The organism is Vibrio tasmaniensis, assembly GCF_024347635.1.
Lineage (GTDB): Bacteria > Pseudomonadota > Gammaproteobacteria > Enterobacterales > Vibrionaceae > Vibrio > Vibrio tasmaniensis.
In genome coordinates this window covers 366,503-388,637 of the sequence record NZ_AP025510.1, presented here as the reverse complement: position 1 = coordinate 388,637, position 22,135 = coordinate 366,503, and the positions used below count along the sequence as shown (strand labels likewise).

Here is a 22,135-nt window from a genome sequence, read left to right as displayed (position 1 = left end):
TGATGTCTCAGCCATTTGATTATCGCAGCGTTGCAAAACAAGTTTTGGAAACCGAAGTTGCAGGTCTCACGCAGTTAGACCAATATTTTAATGATGATTTCTGCAAAGCTTGCGACCTTATCCTGAACAACAAGGGCAAAGTCGTTGTAATGGGCATGGGTAAATCAGGTCATATCGGCAATAAAATCGCAGCCACACTGGCAAGTACTGGTACATCAGCTTTCTTTGTACATCCAGGTGAAGCGGCACATGGTGATTTAGGTATGATTGAACCGGGCGATATTGTGATTGCAATATCCAACTCAGGTGAATCAGGAGAAATCCTCAGCCTATTTCCAGTATTAAAGCGTTTGAACATTAAGATTATCAGCATGACCGGTAAGCCAGCATCAAACATGGCGACCTTATCTGATCTTCATTTGCAAATTTCAGTACCAGAAGAAGCGTGTCCTCTAGGTTTAGCGCCAACAACCAGCACTACCGCTACTTTGGTGATGGGTGATGCATTAGCCGTTGCACTTTTACAGGCAAGAGGTTTTACCGCTCAAGATTTTGCACTGTCTCATCCAGGTGGCGCTTTAGGCCGTCAACTACTGTTGAAACTAGATGACATCATGCATACCGGCGATGCGCTCCCCGTTGTTGCTCCGGATGCACTAGTAAGAGATGCTCTACTAGAGATCTCACAAAAAGGCTTGGGCATGACGGCAATCGTTGGTGAAGATGGTCAAATGGCCGGCATTTTTACCGATGGTGATTTACGCCGTATTTTAGATAAACGTATTGATATTCATAACACGCAGATCGGCGACGTGATGACACTTAACCCGACGGTAGCAGAACCCAATATGCTCGCAGTTGAGGGCTTAAATTTGATGCAGGCTAAGAGCATCAATGGGCTGATGTTGTGTGATAATGGCAAATTAGTAGGCGCTTTAAATATGCATGACTTACTGAAAGCAGGAGTAATGTAATGTCACAGGCAATTGAAACCCTTTACGGCACAGTGGATTCACATGTATTTGCGATAGCAAAAGAGATCAAACTGCTGATTTGCGATGTCGATGGCGTATTCTCTGATGGCCGCATCTACATGGGTAACAACGGTGAAGAGCTAAAAACCTTCCATACGCGCGACGGTTACGGCATTAAATCGTTGATGAACGCGGGCGTTGAAATCGCAATCATCACTGGCCGTAAATCTCAAATTGTTGAGAATCGAATGACGGCTCTTGGTATTAAACTAATTTATCAAGGTCAGGATGATAAAATTAAGGCATATCAAGATATTTGCGATAAGCTTTCAGTTAATCCTGAAAACACAGGTTATATCGGAGACGATTTAATCGACTGGCCAGTAATGGAAAAAGTCGGCTTGAAGGTATGTGTGGCAGACGGCCACCCATTGCTTGCACAAAGAGCCAACTACGTAACCACCATTAATGGTGGTTACGGTGCTGTACGTGAAGTCTGTGACCTTATTTTGCAAGCAAGAAACGAACTCGACGTGCACAAAGGTTTAAGCATATGAGTTTTAATCGTATTATCTACTTAATACTCATCTTTATTGCCTCTTGGTCGGCTTATTACTTATACGACAAAGAGCAAACTTCGACGATACAAGTAGATCCAAACTTGGAACTGCCTGCGTTTAGTGGCAAGAATCTTGATAATATTAGCTACGGTGAAAGTGGTATTCGTAGCTATCGGGTTGAATCGACTCATCTAGAGCACTACTCCGTCGTTGGCGACACGCACTTTCAAGACCCTATTCTTTCAGTATTCCGCGAAGGGCATACGATAGAATGGCGAGTGACCGCTGATCGCGCAATTATGGATGAAAATCAAGTCATCACTTTTTATGACAATGTTGTGGCGAAGAACCTGTTGCCAGATGCTAGCTTCGATACAATGACCACAGATAAAATGGTTGTTGAACTGACTAGCCGAGATTTTTATTCAGACACTCCGGTCCATATGATCGGTACATTTTTTGAAAATGAGGGGCAAGCAATGAAAGGGAACTTCGGTACCAACAATGCGACTCTCTTTAATTCTGTTCAAGGTAGATATGAAACTCTTACACCTTAGTTTATTCGCTTTGACCCTTGCGGCGTCTAATGTCTATGCTCTATCTTCGGATAGCGAGCAGCCCGTCTATATAGACTCAGACAGTCAGCAATTGGATATGAAAAGCAATCAAGTAACCTTTCTTGGCGATGTAAACCTTAAACAAGGTAGCATCAATATCAATGCCGATAAGGTCATTGTTACACGTAATGCGGTCAACGGTGAAATTGAAGAAATCCAAGGTTTCGGAAAGCCAGCAACCTTTTCTCAACTTACTGACGATGGGAAGACTCTTTATGGTGAAGCTGACGATTTACATTACCAACTGATTGCCGACAAATTGATCATGACTAAGAATGCGATGCTATCTCAAGATGGCAGTATCATTCGCGGCTCTAAGATTACCTATCAGATCACCTCTCAAAAGTTAGTTGCTGACAGTGATAGTAGTGAGCGTGTATCAACGGTTTTACAACCAGCGGAAGTGAATAAGTAATCATGGCAGTCCTTACAGCAAAGAACCTAGCGAAAACCTACGGCAAACGTAAAGTTGTGACTGACGTAAGCTTGCAAGTAGAGTCAGGTCAAATCGTCGGGCTGCTTGGCCCAAACGGTGCGGGTAAAACCACCTCTTTCTACATGATAGTCGGTCTGGTTGCGCGTGATGAAGGTACTATCAGCATTGACGACAGAGACATCAGTATCTTGCCAATGCACAGTCGCTCTCGTCTTGGCATCGGTTACCTGCCGCAAGAAGCGTCGATTTTCCGCAAATTGTCTGTTGAAGACAACATCATGGCCGTTTTGCAAACGCGTGATGAGATGACTAACGCACAACGTCAAGATAAGCTAGAAGACCTTCTCGAAGAGTTCCACATCCAACATATTCGAGCGAGTAATGGTATGGCTTTGTCGGGTGGTGAGCGTCGCCGTGTAGAGATTGCTCGCGCACTAGCAGCAAACCCTCAGTTCATTCTTTTGGACGAACCTTTTGCCGGTGTTGACCCTATATCGGTTATCGATATCAAAAAAATCATTGTTCACTTACGCGATCGCGGCTTAGGCGTTTTGATTACCGACCACAACGTTCGTGAAACATTAGACGTGTGTGAAAAAGCTTACATCGTAAGTCAAGGGCACCTAATCGCTGAGGGAACTCCTGAAGATGTTCTCAATAACGAACAAGTTAAACAAGTTTATCTAGGCGAACAATTCCGTCTATGATTAGATAGAGAGTATCGAGAGTTCTTAGAATAATAACTAGGTAAGTCACACTGAATGAAACCCTCATTACAACTTAAGCTAGGCCAACAGTTAGCAATGACTCCTCAATTGCAACAAGCGATTCGTTTGTTGCAATTGTCTACTTTGGATTTGCAACAAGAGATTCAAGAAGCACTTGAATCGAACCCACTACTCGATGTCGAAGACGGCAATGAAGATACGCCTACATCGGAAGAAAAACCTAGCAGTGACGAGAAAGAAACAGTTGAAACCGCAGAGCCGGACTTACCTGATAGCTCCGAATTAATCGAAAAATCAGAGATTGGCAACGAACTAGAAATCGATACAACTTGGGAAGATGTTTACAGCGCAAACACAGGTAACACCGGCATTGCGATTGATGACGACATGCCCGTTTATCAAGGCGAAACCACACAAAGTCTATACGATTACCTGCTCTGGCAACTCGATTTAACACCATTCACTGAAACTGACCGCAGCATAGCTTTTGCGCTGATTGATGCTATCGATGACCGCGGTTACCTTACCGTATCTTGTGAAGACATCCTTGAGAACTTCGACAACGAAGATATCGAGCTTGATGAAATTGAAGCGGTTCGCAAACGGATTCAGCAGTTTGACCCCTTAGGTGTCGGTTCTGTGAACCTGCAAGATTGCTTGTTACTGCAATTGGCAACCTTCCCACAAGATACTCCTTGGCTTAACGAGGCTAAGTTAGTACTTACTAGCCATATCGACCAACTCGGTAACCGTGATTATAAATTAGTCATAAAAGAGACTAAACTGAAGGAAGCAGAACTACGTGAAGTTTTGCAATTAATCCAACAGTTGGATCCTCGTCCCGGGAGTAAGATCACACCGGATGAAACCGAGTATGTGGTTCCTGACGTATCCGTCTTCAAAGAACTTGGGAAATGGTTAGTCACCATCAATCCAGATAGCGTGCCTAAACTAAAAGTAAATCAACAATACGCGGCCCTTAGTAGCAAAGGCAGTAGTGCTGACAACCAGTTCATCCGCTCGAATTTGCAAGAAGCAAAATGGCTAATTAAAAGCCTAGAGAGCCGAAATGAAACGCTACTAAAAGTCGCTCGGTGTATTGTTGAACATCAACGCGGTTTCTTCGAACATGGCGCAGAAGCCATGAAGCCGATGGTACTGAATGATGTGGCTTTAGCTGTTGATATGCACGAATCCACGATCTCTCGCGTGACGACTCAAAAATTCATGCACACACCGCGTGGCATCTTCGAACTCAAATACTTTTTCTCAAGCCATGTCAGCACTGACAATGGCGGTGAATGTTCATCTACAGCAATTCGCGCACTCATTAAGAAGCTTGTCGCAGCGGAAAATACCGCAAAGCCTCTCAGTGATAGTAAGATTGCTGCTTTACTGGCTGACCAAGGAATTCAGGTAGCTAGACGTACCATAGCGAAGTACCGTGAATCTCTGGGTATTGCCCCATCGAGTCAGCGTAAACGCCTGCTATAGACTAATTTAATTAACTCTATATTTAGTTAGCTATTAATTTAGTTATAACCAGGCAACCAACTGAAAAGGAAAGTCTATGCAAATCAATATTCAAGGCCATCACGTTGATCTTACCGATTCAATGCAAGACTATGTTCACACCAAATTCGACAAACTTGAGCGCTTCTTTGATCATATCAATAGTGTTCAAGTTGTTTTAAAAGTTGAGAAAATCAATCAAATCGCAGAAGCTACCCTGCATATAAATCAAGGGGAAATTCATGCGACAGCAACAGATGAAAGCATGTATGCCGCGATTGATTCATTGGTTGATAAACTTGTTCGCCAACTCAACAAGCACTTGATGCTGTTTGCCACCTCATTGAAGACAAATTTGATGAGGGTGAGTAACGAAAACGCTTCGTTCACAACACCTAAGACTCAAACTTCGAACCAACCAGTATTAAATCTTAGTTCTAGCTAAGTTTATGATTTAAATAAGCCCCAGAATTAAGTTACTATTCCAAGTATTGTTAGAATAATGAAATAGGAGGAAAATATGGCAGAGCAATTAGAATTCGACCAAGCTCACCAAACCCTCCAAGAAGTCAGCGAAGCCCTAGAAAACGGCCGATTTGTTCACGTACGTCGACAACTTCAGGACATGGAACCTGAGGATATTGCACACCTTTTAGAAGCCTCCCCTCGCAAAAGTCGTGACGTACTCTGGCAACTCACCGATCCAGAAGACTACGGTGAAATTCTTGATGAACTAAACGAAGACGTCAAAGATGCGCTTGTGTCGAAAATGGCACCTGAAACTTTGGCAGAAGCAACTGAAGGCATGGAAACCGATGACGTCGCGTACGTACTTCGAAGCCTGCCCGACGATGTTTCTCGAGAAGTCCTTTCTCAAATGGACTCCGTCGATCGTGCATTAGTAGAAACAGCCCTTTCGTACCCTGAAGATTCAGCGGGTGCGATAATGAATACCGATGTAATCACGATTCGTGGCGATGTCGACGTTGACGTTGTATTGCGTTATTTGCGCATGCGTGGCGAACTTCCCGATGCAACCGATACTCTGTATGTTATTGACCAAGAAGAACGCCTTATCGGTAACCTCTCGCTCACCACACTGCTTACGACTCAGCCTGATGTGTCTGTTTCAGAAGTAATGGAAGATGCCGACGAAGCGATCGCGGTTGAAACTAGCGCCTCTGATATCGCTAGCCTATTCGAACGTCGTAATTGGGTTTCGGCTCCAGTGGTCGATAGTAATCAACATCTTGTCGGTCGTATCACGATCGATGACGTGGTTGATGTTATCCGTGAAGATGCCGAGCACTCAATGATGAGCATGGCGGGTATGGACGATGACGAAGATACCTTTGCACCCGTCGTAAAATCCGCCCGTCGTCGTAGTGTCTGGTTAGGCGCAAACGTTTTGGCAGCACTCGCAGCTGCGTCTGTATCTAACATGTTTGAGGCTACACTGAATGAGATGGCCGCGATTGCCGTTTTGATGACCATCGTACCGTCCATGGGCGGTGTTGCAGGTAACCAAACCGTTGCTCTAGTGATTCGTGGTTTAGCGCTTGGTCACATTGGTGACAGTAACAAACGCGAACTACTACTCAAAGAAGCCTCTATCGGCTTCCTTAATGGCATTCTATGGGCCGTTATCATTGGCGGTATAGTTGTAGCTTGGAAAGGTAATTGGATCTTAGGAGGCATCATCTCAGCGGCGATGATGACCAACTTGATTGTCGCGGGTATTGCAGGTGTAACCATCCCGGTAATGCTGAAGAAGATGAATATCGACCCAGCACTTGCGGGCGGTATGGCTCTGACCACAGTAACCGATGTTATTGGCCTATCGGTGTTCTTAGGCTTAGCAACCATTCTTATTTAAATCATACTTATCTAGTGTGAATAAACAGATAGCCTATTTTAAGATAGGACCCTGAATACAAAAAGGGAGCCATCGGCTCCCTTTTTCATACATCAGATTTGATCTTCAGATTTAAACTAAAGCAAATTGAGCTAATTACTCGCCCGCAACCTTCATTGATTCAAGCAAGATAGAACCCGTTTGAATTTGCGAACGTGTTTCTACGTCGTTACCAACCGCAACAATCTGAGTGAACATGTCTTTTAGGTTACCCGCGATCGTCACTTCAGATACTGGGTATTGGATCTCTCCATTCTCAACCCAGAAACCTGCTGCGCCACGAGAGTAATCACCGGTTACGGTATTCACACCTTGACCCATCACTTCAGTCACAAGGAAACCTGTGCCTAATTCTTTTAGCATTTGCTCAAAGTTTTGACCGGTAGATTTAACGAACCAGTTATGGATGCCACCAGCATGGCCTGTCGGTGTCATTTCCATCTTACGAGCAGCATAGCTAGTAAGAAGGTAAGTTGCTAACACACCATCCGTGATAATTTCACGATCTTGAGTGTAAACACCTTCGCTGTCGAACGGGCTTGAAGCCAAACCACGTAAGATATGTGGACGCTCAGAGATATTGAACCAATCTGGCAGGATTTTCTGACCTAGGTGATCCAGTAAGAACGAAGACTTACGGTAAAGGTTACCACCACTAATTGCCATCACAAGGTGGCCAATTAGACCTGTAGCGACGTCGTTAGCGAACATGATTGGGTATTGACCTGTTGGAAGCTTCTTCGCATCCAAACGGCTTACGGTCTTTTCTGCGGCTTCTTGACCAACACGCTCAGGCGTCCAAAGCTCATCACGGTGACGTGCAACGGTGTAGCTGTAGTCACGCTCCATTTCGCCATTGGCACCTTCACCGATCACACAACAGCTTGTGCTATGACGGCTTGATGCGAAACTGGCCAGCAGACCGTGGCTATTACCATAAACCTTAACGCCATAATGGCTGTCGTAGCTTGCGCCATCACTTTGTTTGATCTTGTCGCTGTAAGCGAGTGCTTGTCTTTCAGCAGCAATCGCAATCTCAGCGGCATAGTCTGGATTCGGCTCATCAGGGTGAAAAAGATCCAAATCAGGAATTTCTTTCACCATATATTCTTTAGGTGCTGGACCTGCAAACGGGTCTTCAGAAGTGTACTGAGCGATATCAAGCGCAGCCGCTACTGTTTGAGCAATGGCCTTCTCACTCAGATCTGATGTAGATGCGCTGCCTTTTTTCTGGCCGCGGTAAACAGTAATACCTAGAGCACCATCACTATTAAATTCAACGTTTTCCACTTCACACATACGTGTTGAAACACTTAAACCCGTTGACTTAGTAATAGCAACCTCAGCTGCGTCTGCACTCACTGATGCCATATCCAACGCTTTAGCTACTGCGGCTTCTAGCTCAACTCGTTGTTGGGCGACTTGCTGTTTTACATCCATATCTATTCTAATTTTTTAGGTCAATATTACGTAGGATAACAAGAATTTCGCTTTCTCCCCAAGATTCTTGCTAAAATAGGCAATATATTCGTTTGAGATAGTGACATAGGCAGAAAAGATGGCTCGCAAAAACCAAAAAGCCCCATGGGAACCAGAAGAAGAAATCATCTGGGTAAGTAAGACAGAAATGAAAACGGACATGGACGCCCTGCAAAAGCTGGGAGAAGAGCTTGTTGACCTAAAGCCTTCTGTATTAGACAAATTTCCGCTGTCTGAAGATTTGGCACAAGCGATTAAAGATGCACAACGCTTTAAAAATGAAGCGAAGCGCCGTCAACTTCAATACATTGGTAAAGTAATGCGCAGTGTCGATCCAGAGCCAATTCAAGCGGCTTTAGATAAGATTCGCAACAAACACTCTCAAGCAACAGTTGAACTACACAAACTAGAACAACTGCGTGATCGTGTGGTTGCAGAAGGCGATGCGGCCATTTCAGACGTTATGGAAATGTACCCTGAAGCAGACCGTCAACGTCTTCGTCAGCTCGCTCGTCAAGCTAACAAAGAGAAAGCGGCCAATAAACCGGCTAAGTCTTCTCGTGAGATCTTCCAAATCTTAAAAGAGCTAAAGCTAGGCGACTAATCTTCGCCGTCCTTTAGTCAAAAAGATAATAAAAGACCTAGCGCATGCTAGGTCTTTTTGTTTTTGAGGCACTTGATATCAAGAAGCAATCAATATCAATAAGCACTCAATATCAATAAGTACTCCAATATTAAGAAGTACTCACAGGAGTGAGAAAATCATCATTCACCCGCTTTAACAAACGAGCTTAATTCTTGCTGTGGATGATCAGCCGTCAGTGTCTCTATCGAGTCTGCAACCAACACCTTCCCTAGCGCTACAAAAACAAACTTATTTGCGATACTGCGTGCATCACCTAAGTGGTGAGTCACCATCAACACCGTAATGTTTCGCTCTGCGGCTAATCGCCTAACAAGGTTAAGCATTTCCTCACGAAGCAAAGGGTCAAGCGCAGAGAAAGGTTCATCAAGCAACCAAATATCATGAGGCTGAACAAAACAACGCGCTAACGCGACACGCTGACGTTGACCGCCCGATAAGTGCTCCGGCAATCTATCCAAATACTCCGCGACCCCAACTTGTGCAGCGGCCTGTTCGACTTCGTGCTTTTGGGTTACCGTAAGCTTTAACCCCGGATGCAAGCCTAAGCCAATATTTTCACGTACGGTGAGATGAGCAAACAGATTATGTTCTTGGAACAACATCGCTAACGGACGCTGATGTGCATCCTTGCCAATCAGTGATTGTCCTGCCACCGAAATCTCTCCCGATGTAGGCTCAATAAACCCAGCAACCAGTGCCAACAGCGTTGATTTCCCTGCGCCACTTGGCCCCATCAATGCAACAATGTCGCCCTGCTCTGCTTGAAAATCAAAACTAAACAACTCTTGGTGATAGTGGTACTCCACATCTTTCATCACTAACATCATCGGTCCCTTAACCCTTTAGTGTCGAGATTTGATCTTCGAGTAAATAAAAATTCAATAAAACTAAAACTGCCCACACTCAGCAACAGTAAACTCACAGAAACCACCGCAGCGGCCTCCATTTGATAGCTGCCTAACAATTGAAATAGGTACAAAGGCAGCGTTCTAAAATCTTGGCTACCAAACAAAGCAATCGCGCTTAAGTCACCCATAGCTAGCATAAAGCTAATCGAGAAGGCTTGTGCCATCGGTTTGCGCAGCGCTCTCCACTCCACCAGCCTAAAACGCGTGAAACCTGTCATTCCCAAACTTGCGCACACATACTGATACTGCTGAGACAAATGCAACATAGGTTGAGCCAAGGTTTTAATTACGTAAGGCAGCGCCATTAAACTGTTCACTGCAATCACGATAAAGAAAGCTAAGCTGAACACATCGGTGAATGAACGCAGTAATAAGAAGAGGCCCGTACTGATCACAAGCCCGGGAGTGACTAAGATAATGGTGCCAATCAGCTCGATTTTATCGGCTCGAAAATTCTTGTTCTGTAAACGCCATGCTCGACTAGTCAGCAGTATGGCGATACCAATACCAACAGCGATAACACTCGCTAAGGACGCCACTCGAACCGAGGTCATCAACGCCGCCCAAAACGGCTCACTGCTGAGTACAGTCAGTGCTTGCGAGTTAATACCATTGACAATAACCATAGCTAATGGCGGTAATACCAGCATTGAGACGATGATGATCCAAAAACTATCCCAAGCTTTTGACCACCAGCTGTCCTTAACCAAATATTTATCTTCTGACAGCTGACTGGCCGTCACGGAAATAGGCTTAGACAGGCGTTGAATACTCACTGCTAGCACACCACACAGCAGCATTTGCCATATCGCGAGTAAAGCGCCAGCCTGCAGGTCAAAGTCGAATTTAATTGCCTGATAAATAGCGAGTTCGATAGTGGTTGATTTTGGTCCACCGCCTAGTGCCATCACGGTAGCAAAGCTGGTAAAACACAGCATGAAGACTAAACCACACACATGTGGCAGTTGCTGTCTTAAGCGAGGCCATTCAACCCATCTGAATTTGTTCCAATGACTCATACCCAAATGAGCACACAACTTATGCTGCTCGGCAGGTACGGTATCTAAAGCTTGTAAAAGTAAACGGCTGGCATAAGGCAGGTTAAAGAAGACATGTGCGAGCAAAATACCATTCAACCCATAAATCGAGAATGGCAGTTTAATATCGAAGTTCGCCAGAAATTTAGCTAACCAACCACTGTTACCATAAATAGCTAGCAAACCAAATACGCCAACTAATACGGGTAAAACCAGGGTCGAAGCAAACAGTCTTAACAACAAGGCCCGTCCAAAAAATTGTCTGCGACACAGCGCATGAGCAATAGGTATAGCAAAGCCAACACTCAGTACCATTGAAAGTGTCGCTTGATAGAAACTGAATTTCGTTACATGCCAATAGTAAGGATCGGACCATACTTGGCTGATATCAAGAGAAGGGGCATTGCTTAGCAATGCCCCAACTGCTGAAACCACGAAGGCGGTAATGAGTATCGCAACCCAAACCCCGACCTTAGGTGTTTTCTTTATCATAAATTGATTTTTTACCGTAAATGGTTCACTCCAAACATAACAAATGAACCTTTAAATACAGAAAGCTCGTTTTTTAAAAGTACGTTAGAAAACTCATTTTCTTAATATAGTAAGTTAAATCGTAAGTTAAAAAGTAAGCGCACTCTGCCATTCACGAATCCAAGGCTTACGCTTCTCGGCGATCTCTTCTGGTGTAAAGCTTAGCGCTTTCTGAGGAACCGTAAGTTGCTCGAACCCTTTTGGTAGCTCAACATCGGTCACTGGGTACATCCAGTTGCCCGTTGGCATCGCTGATTGGAACTCGTCACTTAGGATAAATGCCATAAACTCATCAGCCAGTTTTTCGTTCTTGCTGCCTTTGACCTTAGCTGCCACTTCGACTTGAGTGTAATGACCTTCTTCAAAGCTTGCTGCTGCGTACTTAGAATCACTTTCTGCAATGATGTGGTAAGCAGGAGAAGTCGTGTAAGACAAGACTAAGTCCGACTCACCCTTTAAGAACATAGAGTAAGCTTCAGACCAACCTTTAGTCACAGTCACCGTTTTCTGAGCAAGCTTCTTCCATGCTGCAGTTGCTTCATCACCGTAAACCGACTTCATCCATAGCATCATGCCTTGGCCTGGTGTTGATGTACGTGGATCTTGATAGATAACCTTAAGATCGTCACGTTGCTCAACCAGTTCTTTCAGGCTCTTTGGCGGGTTTGCTAGCTTCTCTTTGTTATAGATAAACGCAAAGTAACCAAAATCATAAGGAACAAAGGTACTGTCGTTCCAACCGTTAGGAAGCGTCACAGATGATGTATCAACACTGTGCTCAGCCAATAAGCCCGTCGATTTCGCTTCAGCCATGAGATTATTATCTAGGCCTAAGATGATGTCAGCTTTGCTGTTGCCACCTTCAAGACGTAAGCGGTTTAGAATAGACACACCATCTTCTAACGCGACAAAATTCACATCACAACCACACTTTTCTTCGAATGCTTTTTCAACGGCAGGACGAGGGCCCCAATCCGCAGCAAAAGAGTCGTAAGTGTAAACCGTTAAGGTGTTGTCTGCTGCGAAGGCAGAAAAAGAGATGGCTGTAGTAACAGCAAGAGTTGTTAATGTTAATTTCACTGGACGCTCTCCATGGTCTGAGCGGCACAGGTTTGAGGGAGGAGAACGGTAGAGGTTGTTCCTAACTCAATTCCTACGCCAGCATTATCTGGTTCAGGTTTACGGGTCCCAAGCGTCTGCTTGATCTCAGCTCGCATTCATTATTTGAATGGTTCGCGCCCCGATGAGTGTTCAGGATTGTAATTTGATTTTTAACAATAAGCCATCAAGTTTGGATCAATTACGTTGATCGTAACCCCAACGTGGCACTAAACCTTGCTCGATACCAAGGTGATCGAGAATACGTGCCACCATAAAGTCGATCAGATCTTCAATCGACTTAGGTTGATGATAAAACCCCGGAGCTGCAGGCATAATCGTCACGCCCATGGTAGAAAGCTTATGCATATTTTCTAAATGGAGCGTGGAAAATGGCGTCTCACGAACCACTAACAACAGCTGGCCTCGTTCTTTCATAACCACGTCTGCTGCGCGCTCGATCAGATTATCTGATAGGCCATGAGCAATTGATGCCAAGCTTCCCGCAGAACATGGACACACCACCATCTGCTTCGGTGCTGCTGAACCAGAAGCAACCGGTGAGAACCAATCATCTTTGCCACACACCACTAGCTTTTCTGGGTCGCAACCTAAATGCTTAACCAAAGCTTGTTTCGCAGCATCTGGCCCAGCAGGTAACTTAAGTTCATGCTCGGTCGCCAACACCACTCGCGCTGCCGACGATATCAGCAAGTAGACCTGATAATCGGCGGCCAAAAGGCATTCAAGTAAACGCAGGCCATAAGGCGCACCGGATGCGCCAGTGAAAGCAAGAGTTATCGCTTTATCGTGTTTTGTCATGTTCTCAATTACTTCAAATTATAAGGTCGTAGATGGCGTTAGCCTTTGAGTGCCAATCCATCCAACAATTTTTGGTGAATGCCACCAAAGCCACCATTACTCATTACCAATATTTGGTCACCCGCTTGTGCCTCTGAGACAATTTTAGCAACGAATGCATCCATGTCATCACCCACATGTGCCGGCTGGTGACAAGCATCCGCGACATCTTGTACCGACCAATCAATGTTATCGGGTTGGAATAAGTAGGTAGAATCCGCCAGCTTCAACGAATCAGCCAAGGTTTCTTTGTGTACACCGCGCTTCATTGTGGCAGAACGAGGTTCTAAAACGGCAATGATTTTCTTCGTGTCGACCTTATTACGTAAACCGCCTAGCGTAAGTTCAATTGCCGTTGGGTGATGAGCAAAATCGTCATAAACAGAAACACCAGCTACCTCGCCTTTAAACTCCAAACGACGTTTAGTATTAATAAAGGTAGTCAACGATTCACAAGCGAGATCAGGTGTTACACCCACGTGTCGTGCTGCGGCAATCGCCATCAAAGCATTGTTTACGTTGTGGTCGCCCACTAAATCCCAGTTTACGGTTCCAACACATTCATTTTGGAAGTAAACCTCAAATTGAGAGCCATCTTTAACTCGCTTCTTAGCATCCCAATCGCCTTGCTCGCCACTCGATTCAGTTTCACTCCAGCAACCGCGATCTAGAACATCTTCAATAGCCGTATCTTGTTTAGGAGAAAAAATGCGGCCATTACCAGGCACAGTGCGCACTAAGTGGTGGAACTGACGCTTAATCGCCTCAAGATCATCGAAGATATCAGCATGATCGAACTCTAGGTTATTCATCACTAAGGTTCTTGGGTGGTAATGAACGAACTTAGACCGTTTGTCGAAAAAAGCACTGTCGTATTCGTCAGCCTCTACCACAAAGAACATGCTTTCACCAAGGCGAGCTGAAATACCAAAGTTACCCAATACCCCACCAACCAAAAAGCCCGGTGCATAGCCACAGTCTTCTAAGATCCAAGCCAGCATGCTCGATGTCGTTGTCTTGCCATGCGTTCCCGATACCGCCAGAACCCAACGGTCATGCAGTAAGAACTCTTGCAACCACTGCGGCCCTGAGGTGTATCTAAGATTGTTATCCAATACATACTCAACACACGGGTTGCCACGGCTCATCGCATTACCAATGACCACTAAGTCAGGTCTTGGTTCTAATTGGCTCGGGTCAAACCCTTCAATAATTTCAATTCCTTGAGATTCCAACAAGGTACTCATTGGTGGGTAAACATTCGCGTCACTACCGGTAACCTTGTGACCTAATTGACGAGCCAATACCGCAGCACCTCCCATGAAGGTGCCACAAATTCCTAAGATATGAATATGCATAAATTGCTTCCAAACGCTTGGCTAAATGAACCATGTCTAAATCAAACTACTGCACTCATTATCATTAAATGAAGATTAAAAGCGAGTAGCAATGCAAAACAAATTTAGTCGACATAGTAAGTGAGATCTGCGTCGCTTAGTTCATTACCATTAAAAAGATCTAACCTTTAGAATTTAACTAGGCGTCTAGGTGAATAAAGCCCGAATAAGAGGCGAATCCTATTGTGCTCAAATTCCCCCTAATATTGAGAGAAGTTTAAGGAAATAACATGTCTGAGATGCGCACCCTTGGTGAGTTCATTGTTGAGAAACAGAGTGACTTCCCCCATGCAAGCGGTGATCTTTCATCCCTTTTGTCATCAATTCGTCTTGCTGCGAAAATTGTTAACCGTGAAATCAACAAAGCAGGCCTTGTCGACATTACTGGCGCTGTTGGTACAGACAACGTTCAAGGTGAAGAGCAACAAAAGCTAGACCTTTACGCGAACGACAAATTTAAAGCGGCTCTAGAAGCTCGTGACCAAGTTTGTGGTGTTGCAAGTGAAGAAGAAGACGAAGCTGTCGCCTTCAATAAAGAGCTCAACAAAAACGCAAAATACGTCGTTCTGATGGACCCACTTGATGGTTCTTCAAACATCGATGTCAATGTTTCTGTTGGGACAATCTTCTCTATCTACCGTCGAGTATCGCCTGTTGGAACCCCACCAACACAAGAAGACTTCCTACAACCAGGACACAAACAAGTAGCCGCGGGTTACGTAATTTACGGCTCTTCAACTATGCTAGTTTACACAACCGGTGCCGGTGTAAATGGTTTCACCTACGACCCGTCTCTGGGAACCTTCTGCCTATCTCATGAAAACATGATGATCCCTGACGAAGGTCAGATTTATTCGATCAACGAAGGTAACTACATTCGCTTCCCTACGGGTGTTAAGAAGTACATCAAGTACTGCCAAGAAAATGAACCAAGCGACAATCGCCCTTACACATCACGTTACATCGGTTCTCTAGTATCAGATTTCCACCGTAATCTGTTGAAAGGCGGCATCTACTTGTACCCAAGCACACAAAGCCACCCACAAGGGAAACTGCGTTTGCTATACGAGTGCAACCCAATTGCCTTCATCATGGAACAAGCTGGCGGTATTGCCTCCGATGGCGCCCAACGCATCATGGATATAAAACCAACTGAGCTGCACCAACGTGTGCCTTTCTTTGTCGGTTCTAAGAACATGGTAAAAAAAGTAGAAGAGTTTCTTAAACTTAACAGAGACTAATCGTCTCGCTTATTTCTCAAATTAACGCCATTAAAAAAGCCAGCATCACTTGCTGGCTTTTTGTTCGACAACTCAGAATGTATAGATATTACGAATAGATAGATGTCACGGGTTGTCCCGCTTACACCAGTCACCCGAAAGTATTTCGTTATTAGCCGTTAGATCAAGCTGATACAAATATACCCATGCTAAACCAAATATCGTCTCTATTTGCTCGCGACGATACTCAACAGGAACATCCTCTAACCGATCGAGCGACGCTAAAACTTCGTCGTTAATGGCATAGACTTCGCCAACGACACTTTTCTTTCCAAGAATCATCGCTGGATAGGCACCTAAATCAAAAAGAGCGTACTCTTCAAGGGTTTCAAACCGACCTAAGTACTCGCATTGCTGCAAATAGTGGTGGTTCGATTGACCTTGTCTCAACGTTCCATATACAAAAACAAGATGTTGCATAAATACCCCATAATCCTTTCGATTTGCATACCGACCAATGGATGAAACCTCAGTAATTTGAATTCAAATTGATTTACTCAAATTCAAATTGATAGAGAAGGTCCACGGCACTATCCAGCCCTGATACAGCTTCCACATAGAGATCCTGCATCAAACGATAGCGAACGGTAAACTCACCTAACGAGTTAAAGATACCTACGCCATACTTCACTTGTAAACCAGGGAGAATGTAGCCGCTGACCGTAACCTGGGAATCATCCCCAGAGCCTGCGGTATCCAGTTGCAAGTCCTGTACGCCAAAAGCCTCGCCAATTTCGCCGACAACCTTACCGCTCTTAGCCAAACTTAAGCCAATTAAGGTCGTTGTCATTGAACCGTTCGACTCACCATCGATATCTTGACCACGTAAAATATAGGACAGCGCATTCGCTTGCGGCATTGCGGGGTCAGAGTAAATCTCTATGGTTGGCTCAGTAGCTGGGCCTGTCACACGAATACCAGCGGTCACATCATCTTGAGTATTGTCAGGGTTACGTATCGCATTGATCGCTACATATGGTTGATCCGGAGGCCCATTCATTAGAATCTTACCTTCTTTGATCAAGAGATCTTGTCCAAAGGATTGGTAAGTACCATCCACGATGTTTACCTCACCTGTGATAAAAGGACCTTGGTCTTTTTGAGCGACATTCAACTTACCGATTAATCCCCCTTCAAGGCCGAAGGCTGAAAGTTTAAAGTCATCACCAATGGAGATATTAATATTGGTCATCACATTAAATGGGATCGTACCTTCACTTTCAGGCTCAAGCTCTTTATTCAAGATAACTTGGTCAGAAGAGATGCCTACCGCTGAAGGGGGTAAGTCTTCCACAACGATTCGCCCCCAAGGTAATGCAATATCACCAGTGATTTTCGCAAGTTCTGGTGTGACATCAATGGTCATGTCAGGAACAACCTTCACTTTAACCATTGGCGGAATATCAACCATCAACTCATCGGCAAACACTCTGACGTTAGAGTGCCATGCTTTAAGATCTTGCCAATTCCCGGAACCTTCGATATCAAGGTGACCATCAGGCGTTTCAACATTCGCATCCAGTTTTGCACTATAACCATCAAAGTCGAGGTCGATACGACCATCTTTAATATCGACTGGCGTGACATCGCCTTTGACTTGAATACCATCAACAGAAAATTGACCAAAAACTTGAGGGTGCATCAAAGAGCCTTTTACCTTTAAGTCACTCTCCAGGTCGGCTTTCAATAGGCTGTATTCACCGAGGATCGGCTGTAAGAAATCGAGATGGAAGGTGGTCAGCTTAATGGCTGCATCGACCATTTTATCTTCCGCGAGAATATCAGGTAACGACACTGTGCCAGACAAGTCACCATTATCCGTAACATCCAGCTTAAAGTCGGCATCCAGTTTGTTGTCTTTCAGTTGTGCGCTCAATGCAACGCTTTCCCAACCTAATGTGATTGGTTCGTCAACTTGTTGAACAACTTGTCCTTTCGGCATATCAACGCTTATCGTAACTTCAGGCTCACCTTGCTCTGACCACTTAGCGTGAGCCGTCGCATTAACTAAGCCCTGTAATTGCGTTTCTTTAGGCATGAGAGCTTGGATCTGCTCAAAATCGAATTGGTTGATACCCAGTTTGGCCTCACCCGACTTTCCAACACGAACGTCTTCATCTAAGCACACACTCGAACTAGCTTGTATCCAACAGTGCGCTTGAACATCGGCTAACTGTTTGTCGACATCGGCTTTGATAGCGACAGGTTGATCTAATAACCAAGGGCCTTGTTGAGTGGTAATTTTGACTCTGTCTAACGAACCATCCCAAATGATGGAAGGTTTTTGTATCAACTCACCAGAGATGGCCAAACTTGCAGACACGAGATCGGATATCACATCGAGTGTCACCGTATGGAGCTTCTCACCACCATTCACGGTTAAATCAATGCTTTCCACGTTTTGTGCTTGGTAGGTTAAGTTCTTAGCTTTTAATACAAGGTCGGCTTGAGCCTCAGGTAATGGCAGAGGAACCACTGAGCCATTAAGCGATAATAATTCTAGTGTTGCTTCGTTATTCCAATCGACCTTATCAACATTAAGCGCGAAATCGATCTTTGGCTCTTTCGTTGGGCCACTAAGCTGGATGCTACCGATCACTCTGCCTTTCAACTCAGGAATACTTTTTGCGAGCTCAGGGAAGAAGATCTCAACGCCCATGTCCCATTGCTTATCAAGCTCACCCAGCGCCTTAATCGAGTTAACACCGTGAGCTAAACTCAAACCACTGGTTTTCAGTTTAGGTTCACCACTGGCGCTGCGATCTGACGCTGACAACTGCCCTTTGATATCCAGAGGGTATTCTCGTAGGATCCCCTCAATATCGAGCTTAGGCAGTTCAATCGCCCAACCACCCGCTTGTGTCAGTTCACCCGAAGTTACGATTCTTCCGCTAATGTTACCCTCGGCTTCTGGCCACTGCAGACCCGGTTGTATGTCTTTGAGCGTCACATCGGCTTGCCAATTAACGAGCTTCTTCCAGTTAGCTTTAACTACACCATTTAGTTCGCCACCCAAGGTATTCAGTTTCAAGCGTTCAAGTTCAATCTGTTCCGTGGTGCCTTTACCTTGTAGATCTATTGTTAAGGCAGGTATCTCCTTACCATCGGCTTCAGCTTTAAGCTGCACATTAAAACCATCTAATGAACCATCGGCTTTGAATTTCTCAATTGCAGCTTGGTAGTCACTTTTACCTGTCAAAGGCCATTGCGCTTTACCTCCCTCTAAAAGAAGGTCAAATGGCAGAGTCGGTTCTAAGGGTTGAATATCACCAGACAGTTGAGCCTCAATCAATTCAGAAAGCTGAGAATCTAAGTGCAGCTTAGCCACGCTGCCTTGTGCTTTCAGAGACAGTTTCTGACCAGCAAGATCGGTTTCTTTGACTCGCGCATTTACAGAAAGCTCTAGCGGATAGCCGCCCTTAAGCTCAACCTTCGTCGCTAAATTCGCACTAGCTTGGGGCATATCAAGCTCTAGAGTGGAAACATCTACCGTGTGCTTACCCGCATTAGCTTCAAGGCCAAGGTGATTCACAACAATTGGCGTTTCTTGTTCTAGAGTGAAACGGTTGAGATCAAAACGCTCCAACACAATCTGTAAAGGAATCCAAACTTCAGGCAACTCGATAGCAGTCTTAGTTGCAGTCTCTGGTTCGGCGATTTCTGCTTGCAGCTCTTCGGTAGACTCTGCAAGTTTAACCTTAAGATCATTAAATAAGGTTGGCGATACCGTCAGCGTTTCACCCTGCATACTCAAAGCCGTAGAGAACAGATTCCATTCAATTTCATGACCTAAGATATTCAGCTTGATATCAGATAAAGCGATTCGATTGATGACGATTGGTAGTGGTATTTTTACCGATGTTACGGGCGGAGTAGGTTCTGCCTCTTCTGTAGAAGTTGGTGGCAATTCAGTAAATGCAAAGTCCAGCCCTTGAATTGCTAAGCGGTCAACACATACTTTAGGGTCGAGCAGACAACGCGGATTGATCGCCAATACCAAATTTTCAACCTTGGTATCGATATGCAGACTATCATCTTTGAACTGGACATTATTAAGCGTAAAGCTTGGGAAAAGAGCGCCTTTAGTACTTTCCACTTTCAGTTGTGGCAATGCTTTTTCAGCGCCCCACAACACAGTGTTCAACCCCGAATTGGTGAACAAAACAAAACCTAGTAGGGCTATCAACAATAGCAAAATAGACGTCAATGAGATCGACGTCCATTTCAGGCACTTACCCACCACTTTGATCATAATTCTGGCCCTAAACTAAAGTGCAGTTGGAACTCATCACCTTTTTTCGCATCTAGACCCCAAGCAAAATCTAAACTCACAGGGCCGACGGGGGACGCCCAACGAATCCCGACACCAGTACCATGCTTCCACTCAGGCGTGTCATTGAATGCATCACCAATATCGTAGAAAGCCGCTCCCCACCAATTCCCAACTAAGCGATATTGGTATTCAAACGAACTGGTTGCAATAAACTTTGCCCCCGTTAGTGCACCGCTTTCATCGCGAGGAGAGATAGACTCATAGCCATAACCGCGGATGCTGTTATCACCACCAGCAAAGAATCTTAAAGACGGTGATAACTTATCAAATTCATCCGCAAAGTTTCCGCCGAATTGAAGACGGGTTAAACCTCGGTGGTTGTCACCAATGCTTCGAATCCATGCGGTTTGCCCTTGAAAACGTACGACTTGGGTTTCAGATAACAAGGTGTCATCAGCCGCTTCAAACATAATGGTTTGTTTATCGCCCCACATCGGCATTGAACCGCCTCGAGTTCGAGTACGTGAGAAAGAGACACCCGGCAACACAAACTGTGCCAAATCGTCTTGTAAACCTTGTTTATAGTTTTCGACTAGGTATCGAATGAATACCGTACGTTGCCAGCCATTATCCAGACGCCAATACCTTTCTAAGGCTAAGTTTGACTCCAAACTCTTGGTATCACGGTTATCCAGATTCTTCATACCATACTTAATTTGATAGTAGTCATTAAGTACGTCATCTAATGGGATTTTGTAAGCCGCCGTAATCGTCTGCTCAGGTTTTGAGATCGACAAACTACTATTGAAACTATGACCTTGGTCGTTAACCCAAGGTTTCTTCCATTTAAGGGTACCTTTCACACCCAAGTCTGTTGATACACCAATACCTGTCTCAATTTGGTTCCGCGCTTGCGGAGCAAGGCTAACCTTCATCGGGATTTCTCGGCCTTCACCTAATTGACTTAAATCTGGCTCAACAAAGACTGAAGAGAACCAATCCGTATTGGAAAGGTTTTGGTTGTACTCGCCGACTTTGGTAATTGAGTAAGGTTCGCCATCTTCAAATGGTTTGAGTGACTGTACCTTACCTTCTTCAATTTGACTGCCAGTAACCTGAGTGGAACCAAAGTGATAGCGAATACCACTGTTATAATGAAGGCGGACATAAGCGCGATTTAATTCAGGAGCGACTTCTAGCTTACTAAGATCATACGCACCATCAAAGTAACCTTTCGCTAATCCAAGGTTGCGGATCGATGATTTTAAAGAATCATAACTACCATGATTCAAAATCGAACCTTTAGACAGCTTGCTCTTAGCTATCAAGGCCAAAAAATCTGGGTCATCTTTGGCTTCACCAGTCAGAACAATATCTGAAGCATAAATAACAACAGGCTCACCCTGTTCAACCGTTACAGTCAATTCACTATCATCTTCAGAGTGAGTAAATGTAATACTAGGTTGGTAGTAGCCTAACGCATTCAGCGCTTCTTTTATCATCGACTCCAAGCGAGATTGGAATCTTAATGAAACCGAATACTCTTCTTCAGGAATTGCACTCAGATAAGCATCCACATTATCAGCAAGCGCGCCATCAAGCCCTTTAATTTCAAGGGAAACGTCTGCGAAAGCGAGCGTCGATGACAGTAGAGTGCCAATCAGAACTGGTAAAGTTTTTCTTATCATGTTTAATTGGTGAAGAAGTTATCAATACGTTAATAAGTGAAAAGAAATCATACCGCTAAAACGACATTGAGTCTGTAATAAATCCGGCAATAACACGGTCTAATGTAGAGACTTAATCAATATTAACCTGCCGTTAATATGAGCCTACCGTTAGTATAAACCTAGATCTAATGTAACTAACGCGGTAAACGTATG

Annotated in this window: 18 protein-coding genes, 1 pseudogene and 1 riboswitch; of the genes and pseudogenes, 10 read left to right on the top strand and 9 right to left on the bottom strand. The window is 44.6% G+C overall.

Annotated features, from left to right (window positions below):
- The first annotated feature begins 2 nt into the window (after nt 1-2).
- The 8 genes and pseudogenes from kdsD to mgtE all read left to right on the top strand — a co-directional run bounded on the left by kdsD (nt 3) and on the right by mgtE (nt 6,703).
- Entirely contained in the window at nt 3-974 is a 972-nt protein-coding gene (kdsD, locus tag OCV44_RS01830) for an arabinose-5-phosphate isomerase KdsD (protein ID WP_139685425.1), read from the top strand.
- Nucleotides 974-1,531, top strand: a complete 558-nt coding sequence (gene kdsC, locus OCV44_RS01825) for a 3-deoxy-manno-octulosonate-8-phosphatase KdsC (RefSeq protein WP_139685426.1) — start codon at nt 974-976, stop codon at nt 1,529-1,531. Before kdsD ends, kdsC begins: the two co-directional genes overlap by 1 nt.
- Nucleotides 1,528-2,091: an LPS export ABC transporter periplasmic protein LptC gene (lptC, locus tag OCV44_RS01820; RefSeq protein WP_139685427.1), complete on the top strand. Its 564-nt coding sequence runs from the start codon at nt 1,528-1,530 to the stop codon at nt 2,089-2,091. Before kdsC ends, lptC begins: the two co-directional genes overlap by 4 nt.
- On the top strand, nt 2,072-2,566 hold the full coding sequence (gene lptA, locus OCV44_RS01815) for a lipopolysaccharide transport periplasmic protein LptA (protein WP_139685428.1): 495 nt from the start codon (nt 2,072-2,074) through the stop codon (nt 2,564-2,566). The genes lptC and lptA overlap by 20 nt, the downstream gene beginning before the upstream one ends.
- Nucleotides 2,567-2,568: 2 nt before the next feature.
- Nucleotides 2,569-3,294 (top strand): LPS export ABC transporter ATP-binding protein, encoded by a 726-nt coding sequence (gene lptB, locus OCV44_RS01810; RefSeq protein ID WP_009847740.1) that lies wholly within the window; start codon nt 2,569-2,571, stop codon nt 3,292-3,294.
- Nucleotides 3,295-3,348: 54 nt separating this feature from the next.
- A complete protein-coding gene (locus OCV44_RS01805) occupies nt 3,349-4,809 on the top strand; it encodes an RNA polymerase factor sigma-54 (RefSeq protein WP_086048679.1) in 1,461 nt (486 codons plus the stop codon).
- Nucleotides 4,810-4,885: 76 nt separating this feature from the next.
- Nucleotides 4,886-5,149, top strand: a pseudogene (gene hpf, locus OCV44_RS01800) (ribosome hibernation promoting factor); the annotation flags it as partial.
- Between the two features lie 198 nt (nt 5,150-5,347).
- Nucleotides 5,348-6,703 carry a magnesium transporter gene (mgtE, locus tag OCV44_RS01795; RefSeq protein ID WP_086048675.1) on the top strand — a complete coding sequence of 452 codons (1,356 nt, stop codon included), beginning with the start codon at nt 5,348-5,350 and terminating at the stop codon, nt 6,701-6,703.
- A gap of 135 nt (nt 6,704-6,838) precedes the next feature.
- Here the strand turns inward: mgtE and pmbA are convergent, their stop codons facing one another.
- Nucleotides 6,839-8,182, bottom strand: coding sequence for a metalloprotease PmbA (gene pmbA, locus OCV44_RS01790; protein ID WP_099165089.1), 1,344 nt, complete (start codon nt 8,180-8,182; stop codon nt 6,839-6,841).
- A gap of 118 nt (nt 8,183-8,300) precedes the next feature.
- Here pmbA and yjgA point away from each other — a divergent pair, with 118 nt between their 5' ends.
- A complete protein-coding gene (gene yjgA / locus OCV44_RS01785) occupies nt 8,301-8,825 on the top strand; it encodes a ribosome biogenesis factor YjgA (protein ID WP_009847748.1) in 525 nt (174 codons plus the stop codon).
- A 161-nt stretch (nt 8,826-8,986) separates the two neighbouring features.
- Here yjgA and thiQ read toward each other — a convergent pair whose 3' ends face one another.
- From thiQ to mpl, 5 genes are all read right to left on the bottom strand, one after another.
- The gene (thiQ, locus tag OCV44_RS01780; RefSeq protein WP_139685429.1) at nt 8,987-9,691 is read right to left on the bottom strand and encodes a thiamine ABC transporter ATP-binding protein; all 705 of its coding nucleotides are present in this window, start codon (nt 9,689-9,691) and stop codon (nt 8,987-8,989) included.
- Nucleotides 9,691-11,304 (bottom strand): thiamine/thiamine pyrophosphate ABC transporter permease ThiP, encoded by a 1,614-nt coding sequence (thiP, locus tag OCV44_RS01775; protein ID WP_170213737.1) that lies wholly within the window; start codon nt 11,302-11,304, stop codon nt 9,691-9,693. The genes thiQ and thiP overlap by 1 nt, the downstream gene beginning before the upstream one ends.
- 126 nt (nt 11,305-11,430) lie before the next feature.
- Entirely contained in the window at nt 11,431-12,423 is a 993-nt protein-coding gene (gene thiB, locus OCV44_RS01770; protein ID WP_139685430.1) for a thiamine ABC transporter substrate binding subunit, read from the bottom strand.
- A 53-nt stretch (nt 12,424-12,476) separates the two neighbouring features.
- A riboswitch (TPP riboswitch) is annotated at nt 12,477-12,596 on the bottom strand.
- Between the two features lie 43 nt (nt 12,597-12,639).
- Nucleotides 12,640-13,263: a flavin prenyltransferase UbiX gene (locus OCV44_RS01765; RefSeq protein ID WP_105057620.1), complete on the bottom strand. Its 624-nt coding sequence runs from the start codon at nt 13,261-13,263 to the stop codon at nt 12,640-12,642.
- Between the two features lie 38 nt (nt 13,264-13,301).
- Nucleotides 13,302-14,660 (bottom strand): UDP-N-acetylmuramate:L-alanyl-gamma-D-glutamyl-meso-diaminopimelate ligase, encoded by a 1,359-nt coding sequence (gene mpl / locus OCV44_RS01760; protein WP_139685431.1) that lies wholly within the window; start codon nt 14,658-14,660, stop codon nt 13,302-13,304.
- 269 nt (nt 14,661-14,929) lie between these two features.
- Between mpl and fbp the strand changes: the two genes are divergently transcribed.
- Nucleotides 14,930-15,940 carry a class 1 fructose-bisphosphatase gene (gene fbp, locus OCV44_RS01755; protein ID WP_139685432.1) on the top strand — a complete coding sequence of 337 codons (1,011 nt, stop codon included), beginning with the start codon at nt 14,930-14,932 and terminating at the stop codon, nt 15,938-15,940.
- A gap of 105 nt (nt 15,941-16,045) precedes the next feature.
- Here fbp and OCV44_RS01750 read toward each other — a convergent pair whose 3' ends face one another.
- From OCV44_RS01750 to tamA, 3 genes are all read right to left on the bottom strand, one after another.
- Complete coding sequence (locus tag OCV44_RS01750; protein WP_139685433.1) at nt 16,046-16,399, bottom strand: gamma-glutamylcyclotransferase family protein; 354 nt, start codon at nt 16,397-16,399, stop codon at nt 16,046-16,048.
- Between the two features lie 73 nt (nt 16,400-16,472).
- Nucleotides 16,473-20,231, bottom strand: a complete 3,759-nt coding sequence (gene tamB, locus OCV44_RS01745) for an autotransporter assembly complex protein TamB (RefSeq protein ID WP_139685434.1) — start codon at nt 20,229-20,231, stop codon at nt 16,473-16,475.
- Nucleotides 20,228-21,940 (bottom strand): autotransporter assembly complex protein TamA, encoded by a 1,713-nt coding sequence (gene tamA, locus OCV44_RS01740; RefSeq protein ID WP_139685435.1) that lies wholly within the window; start codon nt 21,938-21,940, stop codon nt 20,228-20,230. The genes tamB and tamA overlap by 4 nt, the downstream gene beginning before the upstream one ends.
- Nucleotides 21,941-22,135: the final 195 nt, after the last annotated feature.

Bases quoted from the DNA above. Each gene is read 5' to 3' on its own strand.
- lptA (WP_139685428.1), top strand. From the start codon at position 2,072: ATGAAACTCTTACACCTTAGTTTATTCGCTTTGACCCTTGCGGCGTCT.
- lptC (WP_139685427.1), top strand. From the start codon at position 1,528: ATGAGTTTTAATCGTATTATCTACTTAATACTCATCTTTATTGCCTCT.
- pmbA (WP_099165089.1), bottom strand. From the start codon at position 8,182: ATGGATGTAAAACAGCAAGTCGCCCAACAACGAGTTGAGCTAGAAGCC.
- kdsC (WP_139685426.1), top strand. From the start codon at position 974: ATGTCACAGGCAATTGAAACCCTTTACGGCACAGTGGATTCACATGTA.
- thiQ (WP_139685429.1), bottom strand. From the start codon at position 9,691: ATGTTAGTGATGAAAGATGTGGAGTACCACTATCACCAAGAGTTGTTT.
- OCV44_RS01765 (WP_105057620.1), bottom strand. From the start codon at position 13,263: ATGACAAAACACGATAAAGCGATAACTCTTGCTTTCACTGGCGCATCC.
- yjgA (WP_009847748.1), top strand. From the start codon at position 8,301: ATGGCTCGCAAAAACCAAAAAGCCCCATGGGAACCAGAAGAAGAAATC.
- lptB (WP_009847740.1), top strand. From the start codon at position 2,569: ATGGCAGTCCTTACAGCAAAGAACCTAGCGAAAACCTACGGCAAACGT.
- OCV44_RS01805 (WP_086048679.1), top strand. From the start codon at position 3,349: ATGAAACCCTCATTACAACTTAAGCTAGGCCAACAGTTAGCAATGACT.
- mgtE (WP_086048675.1), top strand. From the start codon at position 5,348: ATGGCAGAGCAATTAGAATTCGACCAAGCTCACCAAACCCTCCAAGAA.
- kdsD (WP_139685425.1), top strand. From the start codon at position 3: ATGTCTCAGCCATTTGATTATCGCAGCGTTGCAAAACAAGTTTTGGAA.
- mpl (WP_139685431.1), bottom strand. From the start codon at position 14,660: ATGCATATTCATATCTTAGGAATTTGTGGCACCTTCATGGGAGGTGCT.
- thiP (WP_170213737.1), bottom strand. From the start codon at position 11,304: ATGATAAAGAAAACACCTAAGGTCGGGGTTTGGGTTGCGATACTCATT.
- tamA (WP_139685435.1), bottom strand. From the start codon at position 21,940: ATGATAAGAAAAACTTTACCAGTTCTGATTGGCACTCTACTGTCATCG.
- fbp (WP_139685432.1), top strand. From the start codon at position 14,930: ATGTCTGAGATGCGCACCCTTGGTGAGTTCATTGTTGAGAAACAGAGT.
- OCV44_RS01750 (WP_139685433.1), bottom strand. From the start codon at position 16,399: ATGCAACATCTTGTTTTTGTATATGGAACGTTGAGACAAGGTCAATCG.
- tamB (WP_139685434.1), bottom strand. From the start codon at position 20,231: ATGATCAAAGTGGTGGGTAAGTGCCTGAAATGGACGTCGATCTCATTG.